Annotated in this window: 6 protein-coding genes and 1 pseudogene; 2 read left to right on the top strand and 5 right to left on the bottom strand. The window is 67.2% G+C overall.

Going from position 1 to position 6298, the window contains the following annotated elements; genetic code table 11:
- Positions 1-245: 245 nt before the first annotated feature.
- From ACTMTI_RS54095 to ACTMTI_RS54080, 4 genes are all read right to left on the bottom strand, one after another.
- Complete coding sequence (locus tag ACTMTI_RS54095; protein ID WP_441128903.1) at positions 246-698, bottom strand: hypothetical protein; 453 nt, start codon at positions 696-698, stop codon at positions 246-248.
- Positions 699-797: 99 nt separating this feature from the next.
- On the bottom strand, positions 798-1418 hold the full coding sequence (locus tag ACTMTI_RS54090; RefSeq protein WP_441128902.1) for a hypothetical protein: 621 nt from the start codon (positions 1416-1418) through the stop codon (positions 798-800).
- Positions 1419-1684: 266 nt separating this feature from the next.
- Positions 1685-3040 carry a serine/threonine-protein kinase gene (locus ACTMTI_RS54085; RefSeq protein WP_441128901.1) on the bottom strand — a complete coding sequence of 452 codons (1356 nt, stop codon included), beginning with the start codon at positions 3038-3040 and terminating at the stop codon, positions 1685-1687.
- Between the two features lie 39 nt (positions 3041-3079).
- Positions 3080-3262 (bottom strand): hypothetical protein, encoded by a 183-nt coding sequence (locus tag ACTMTI_RS54080; RefSeq protein ID WP_441128900.1) that lies wholly within the window; start codon positions 3260-3262, stop codon positions 3080-3082.
- A 124-nt stretch (positions 3263-3386) separates the two neighbouring features.
- Here ACTMTI_RS54080 and ACTMTI_RS54075 point away from each other — a divergent pair, with 124 nt between their 5' ends.
- Both ACTMTI_RS54075 and ACTMTI_RS54070 read left to right on the top strand, forming a co-directional pair.
- Positions 3387-4565, top strand: a complete 1179-nt coding sequence (locus ACTMTI_RS54075) for an IS630 family transposase (RefSeq protein ID WP_441128899.1) — start codon at positions 3387-3389, stop codon at positions 4563-4565.
- A 404-nt stretch (positions 4566-4969) separates the two neighbouring features.
- Positions 4970-5807, top strand: a pseudogene (locus ACTMTI_RS54070) (IS256 family transposase); the annotation flags it as partial.
- A gap of 5 nt (positions 5808-5812) precedes the next feature.
- Here ACTMTI_RS54070 and ACTMTI_RS54065 read toward each other — a convergent pair.
- Positions 5813-6238, bottom strand: coding sequence for a tyrosine-type recombinase/integrase (locus ACTMTI_RS54065; protein WP_441128898.1), 426 nt, complete (start codon positions 6236-6238; stop codon positions 5813-5815).
- Positions 6239-6298 lie beyond the last annotated feature (60 nt).

Genomic DNA, 6298 nt, shown 5'->3' with positions numbered 1-6298 from the left:
GCTGCAGACACTCGCCGGAGAGATCCCCGGCGAGAAGGCGATCCACATCGCGATCGTCCCTTGGGCCAGGCGGTAGACCTCGCACGGCGTGGCAAAGGCGATCAAGTAGAGGCACCCTCGGTCGCCGGTGCTCGCCGTTCTGCGGCGGTGCCACCTCAAATCCGGGCTCACGTGTGACTACCGCCAGCTCCTGCGTCGGCGACGCCGACAGCTCGGCGCAGGAGCTGGCGCGGTATGAGGAGGCGCTACGTGCGACTGGCTACCGGGTTGAGCTCGATCCCGACGACGATCAGGCGCTGCGGGTGTGGCCGATCGCGTGACCTTGTGAGGTCATCGGGTTGGGGCTTGAGTTCCGCGGAGGCGGCGGCGCTGGATGGGTCGGCTTCGGCGGTGACGCGGGCGGAGGTCTCCTCGCCGAGGCGGACGTAGCGGCCGAGGCTGGCCGGGTGCGGGTGGCGGCTCTTGGCCTGCAGTTCGGGCGCGGTGCGGCCGGCTTGGGCCACATGCTGCAGCGCGCTGTGGCGGAGCTGGTGCAGCGTCCAACCTTGCTGGTGCGGGTCGAGCTGGGCCGAGGCGGTCTTGAACAGGTATTCGGCGCGCAAGAAGGACGGCCGCCCCCGCCCAGTGGCGGGGTCGATGTCGGCGGCCGCGGGCGCGCGCGGGCCGGAGGCGGGAGCGCTCCGGTCGGCCAGGAACACCGGTCCCGTGGGGCGGCCGATCAGCAGGCGGGGCAGTTATCTGGGGTCCGTCTGGACCGTCAGGCCTGTTGACTGAACTAAATCATGAGTTTCCGCAGTTCAGGGGCGTCTTATAGGTTTCCTTGTTAACGTCCGATCCGTGGATGGGCCAGGTGGTTCTGAGCGAGATTTGGCCACTCTTGTGATGCCCGAAGTGGGGCGGTTGAACCCGACGGGCAACCAATGGGAGCCGTACCAACTGCTGGACTCACATGGGATCCGGGTCGATCCCGTGGCGACGGCCGTCGAGCGGTCCCGGCAGATCAGCTTCACCTCCGGGTGGGCCTTCAGCCAGGCCTCCAGCGTCACCGCGAGCCGGCCGTCCAGCACCTCAAGGCGCTCATGGGTGTGCGCGTTGATGATGATGGTGGCGTAGCGGTCGTTGCGCTTGAGCGCGAAGTCATCCACCCCGATCGCCTCCGGTGCACGGGTCACGGGTTCGGGCAACGCCATCAGCGCGCCCAGCACCGCGGTCCGGCTGAGCAGGACTCCGGACGCGGCCAGCAGCGCTGATCCGGCTCGCCCGGCCAGGGCGACCGCTGCTGCGGTGACCAGAGTGGCCAGCGGCGGAGTGCGACGGGCGTACCGTTCCGCCAGCCCGGGCACCTGCTCATTGAAGGTCTGGCGCACACAATCCAGGTTGGAGCACACCAGGCGCCGCAGGACCAGCTCGAGCAGCACCGGTGTCCCGCCGGTCGGGCTGTCGGCCAGGCGCCGCCGTTAGTAGCCGTGCACCTTAGTGGTGCCGCCCGGAAGTCTCTCGGGAGTTGACGGACTGAGACTGATCGTGCTTCAGAGTCAGGTGTCGATGGTGGCGACGTAGAGGTCGCAGACCAGGTCCAGGGCGTCTTATGGGGTGCCGGTGAACCAGAGGGTGGCCTCGTAGCGGTCGGGGTCGCTCGGCCGGATCAGCCCGGCATCCGACGCTGATGGGATCATGCGGGCGGTCATGATCGTGTTCGATTTCTGATCGTTTTGCGTCGATCTGCGCGCTGTGAGCTCCAGGCCGACCCGACGGCGACGAGCACGACGATGCTGATCATGGCCAGTGACACTGTCGCGGACTTCCGCCCGGGGAGTTCCATCGTGTTCCGGAAGATCTCGCCGGCACCATGGAAGGCGAAAGCGGTCGCGCCACAGCCGAAGACGAGCCCGGCGACACCGACGACAGCGGTGACGGCCTTGCCGACGTCCGCCGGCAGGAACCGCGCGAGGCTGGCGCACAGCAAGCCGACGACAACGACATCGGCAACGGCTGCGATCATTACGGTGTCGCCGAGCACAGCGTTGTCCCCGTAGCGCTCGAAGTGCTCCCACGTTCCGCCGGCATCAGGGAGTCCGGCGACACCGAGCGCCGTCATGACCGCCATCGCCAACGTGAACACCATCGGCGCGGCAACACCTACGGTCGACCACTTCTTCGACCGGGTCGGCAGGATCTTGGTGTCGCGCCGCACGTGGACTGTGGTTGCCGGCTGCTCACCTGCAATACCCCCTGCCATGGCCAGTGCTTCGTCCGCCGTCGGCCTGCGGCCCGGGTCCTTGTCCAGTAGCCGGGTGATGAGCTGCGTGAGCGGCCCGGTTCGCCGCGGCGCCGGGGCCTGCTCCAGTAGTACTGCGGCCAACGTCGCTTCCTGGGTATCGCGGCGGAACGGTGAGACGCCCTCGACGGCCTGGTAAAGGGTCACGCCGAGGGAGAACAGATCCCCGGCGGGGAGGCCGTCGGCGCCGCGCAGCCGCTCGGGCGCCGTGTACTCGGCCGAGCCGATGAGCATCCCGGTGGCGGTCAGTGCGGTGTCGGTGGTGTGGATCGCGGTCCCGAAGTCGGTGAGCAGGACCTTCCCGTTCTCGGCGAGCATGACGTTGGCCGGTTTGATGTCGCGGTGCACGACACCTTCCCGGTGTGCTGCGCCGATCGCCGTCAGCAGCGCCGCGGCCACTTCGATGGCCCTGCCCATCGGAAGCGGTCCGTGCTTCTGCATGTGCTCGCTCAGCGAGCAGCCATCGACTAGTTCCATGACGATCCAAGGAAGGCCGTCGTCGATGACGACGTCGTGGATCGCGACGATGCCGTCATGCTTGCGTAACCGGGCGGCATTGCGCGCCTCGCGCGTGGCGCGCGCCAGCCGCTCGGCTCGTTCGGTTTCCGGCATCCCTGTCGGCAGCTGCAGTTCCTTGATCGCAACGTCCACGTCGAGGGTCTCGTCGCGTGCCCGCCAGACCCGCCCGAAGCCACCGGACCCCAGTTCGGCGACAAGCTGGTAGCGCCCGCCGACCACGTCACCGGCCAGCCTCGAAGTCATGCCCCGTCTCCTGCCATCGTGCTTGGCACAAACAGTTGATCAGAGTACAGCCGCCGTCATCGGTGCATGCCCCTTTTGCTTCTCGGCGAGCTCGCCTTCAACGTAGGCGAACTGGCCGTGGTAGCGAACGTGGACCGTGACCAGTCGCGGCCAGTGCTCCTTGGCGTGCAGCGTGAGCCGCTGGTCCAGCGAGGTCTTGGTCGAGGCGGGGATCGCGGGCATGACCGCCATCTTGCCGCGTGGGCGTGTCGGGCGTGCACACACCGGCACGTGCCGGGCAATGTCGGCGGGTCACTCGCCCAAGATCGACCAGAGAAAGACCTCGGTGCCCCGCTGTCGCGCTCGCTTGATCACGCTGTCCGCCTGCGAACGGCGGCGGCTCAAGAAGATCGCCTACTCCCACACCGCTGCCTACCAGCTCGTGGTCCGGGTCCGGATCGTGCTGGATGCCGCGCACGGCTACTCCAACAACCAGATCGCCCAGCGTCGTGGGGTGACGGTGGACACCGTACGGTTATGGCGGGGACGCTACCGCAGCCAGGATGGCATCAAGAGCCTGACCGATCGGCCCCGCTCCGGCCGGCCACCCACCTTCAGCACTCTTCAGCGCGCCGAGGTCAAGGCGCTGGCCTGCCAGCTGCCGGCCGAGACCGGCGCGCCACTGTCGCGCTGGAGCTGCCCCGAACTGGCGCGCGAGGCGGTCACCCGCGGACTGGCGGCAACGATCTCGGCCTCCACCGTGCGCCGGATCCTGGCCGAGGACACGCTCAAACCCTGGCAGCACCAATCGTGGATCTTCATCCGCGACCCGGCCTTCGCCGCCAAGGCCACCCGAGTGCTCGACTTATACGCGCGCCGGTGGGACGACATCCCGCTCGGCGACGACGAGTACGTCATCAGCGCCGATGAGAAGACCTCCATCCAGGCCCGCTGCCGCTGCCACCCCACCCTGCCACCCGGCAGATCGAGAATGATGCGCATCAACCACGACTACGACCGCGGCGGCGCTCTGGCCTACCTGGCCGCCTATGACGTCCACCGCGCCCACGTGTTCGGCCGTTGCTCGCCCAAGACCGGCATCGTCCCGTTCATGGATCTGGCCGAGCAGGTCATGACCCAAGAGCCTTACGCCTCGGCCAAGCGAGTGTTCTGGATCGTCGACAACGGCTCCTCCCACCGCGGCAAGACCGCCGCCGACCGGCTGACCGAACGCTTCCCCAACGCGGTTATGGTGCACACCCCCGTGCACGCCTCGTGGCTCAACCAAGTGGAGATTTACTTCTCCATCGTCCAGCGCAAGGTGGTCACACCCAACGACTTCACCGGCCTTGACCAGGTCGAAGACCGGCTCATCGCCTTCGAGCGGCGTTACAACGAGACCGCCCGGCCCTTCAGATGGAAGTTCACCCCGGCCGACCTCGAGGACCTGCTGGCCCGGATCGAGCGACACGAACAGAAAGAGTCCAACTCCCAGCAGCACGATGACTGCGACCATCAGCCTGCCGTACCCGACGCGGCCGCATAACCCCCGAATGATTTACGGAGACGACCACTTAGCCGTCACTGCCCCACACGACGGGCACGGTATCGGCTCCCCACGGGAACGAGCGATCACACGTAACGCATCACCTTCACGCTCGACACGTTCGACCAGCACCGAGTCCAGGTGGAGGAAGACAACAGCCACCACGTCAGCGTCATACATGACCAACCGTGACACCCAGACATGCAATCTGTATCTAACGACACACCGTCAGTTACCACAGGAATCTTGGCAGAGCAACTCTAAGTGTGGAAACGATCACTTTGGGTAGACGGGTCAAGGTAGATCATCTTAACGCTTCGGGGGGAGCGTCCATCATGTCGAACACACGGGGATCATCGGCTCTGACCACCACTTTCACCCAAGAGCACGAGCAGGCGGGAGGCTTGGCGCGGGCTGCTCATCATGGCGGGGAAAAATCCCCCCTTCTCCACGGGCAGGTGCCGCTGCGGGAGCTGCTCGGCGATCAGGTGCTGGACCTGCTGCTGGAGCGATCAAAAGACGGCAAGGGCGGGCTGCGGCTGACCGGCGAGGGCTCGATGCTGGGCGAACTGGTCAAGGCGGTGCTGGAACGCGCGCTGGAGGCCGAGCTGTCGAGTCATCTGGGCTACGGCAAGCACGATCTGGCCGGCCACGGGACGGGTAACTCCCGCAACGGCAAGATCGGCAAAACGGTGCAGACCGGGGTCGGCCCGGTCCGGCTGACCGTGCCCCGCGACCGGGCCGGCACCTTCGAGCCGGTGCTGGTGCCCAAGCGGGCCGGCCGCATCTCCGGCGGCCTGGACGACATGATCATCAGCTTGTACGCGCACGGCATGAGCGTGCGTGACATCCAGCACCACCTGCGCCAGATTTATGAGGTCGAACTGTCGCATGAGGCCATCTCCAACATCACCGACGCCGTCCTGGAAGAGGCCCGCGCCTGGCAGGCACGGCCGCTGGAGGCGATCTACCCGGTGGTGTTCCTGGACGCCATCGTGGTCAAAGTGCGCGACAACCACAGCGTGCAGGCCCAAGCCCGCCTATCTCGCCATCGGCATCGACGCCGACGGCGAGAAGCACGTGCTGGGCATCTGGCTGGCCAAGACCCCGCTGGAGACCGCCACCGCCGGAGAGTCGTCCCGGTTCTGGACCTCGGTGATGACCGACCTGCGCAACCGCGGCGTGCGCGACATTCTCATCGCCTGCACCGACGGCCTGGCCGGCTTCGAAGACGCCATCCAACCTTGCTAGCGGTCAACGGTGAGGTGGCGCACGGCGGCCTGTTTGTCGTCGGTGGGTTGGCTGTAGACGCGCAGCGTGTCGCGGCGGGCGTGGCCAGCCAGTTCGGCCACGGTGATGAGGTCTTCGCCGCCTGGAATCAGCGGGGTGACAAAGGTGTGCCAGCCGATGTGGGCGGTGGTGGAGTCTTCCAGCCCGGCGGCATGGGCGATGGCGCTGAATACGGTGGAGGCGGCGCGGGCGGACAGGCGGCCGCCCCGGCGGTTGAGAAACAGCGCCTTGCTGGTGGCGGCGCTCGGCCAGGTGCGGCGCTCGTCCAGCCAGTCGTGCAGGGGCTGGCGCAGCTGGGGGTGGGTGGGCACCTCGCGCACTTTGTCGCCCTTGCCGTACACGATCAGCACGCCCTTGCGGGCGGAGATGCGGACGTCGGGCATGTCCAGGGCGATGGCATCGCGATGCGCAGGCCGGACCAAAGCGATGCCGCTCAGCGTGGC

Source organism: Nonomuraea sp. H19 (genome assembly GCF_052068215.1).
In the GTDB taxonomy this organism is placed as follows: Bacteria; Actinomycetota; Actinomycetes; order Streptosporangiales; family Streptosporangiaceae; genus Nonomuraea.
The sequence above is the reverse complement of the archived record's forward strand: the minus strand, read 5'-3'. Positions and strand labels throughout refer to the sequence as shown.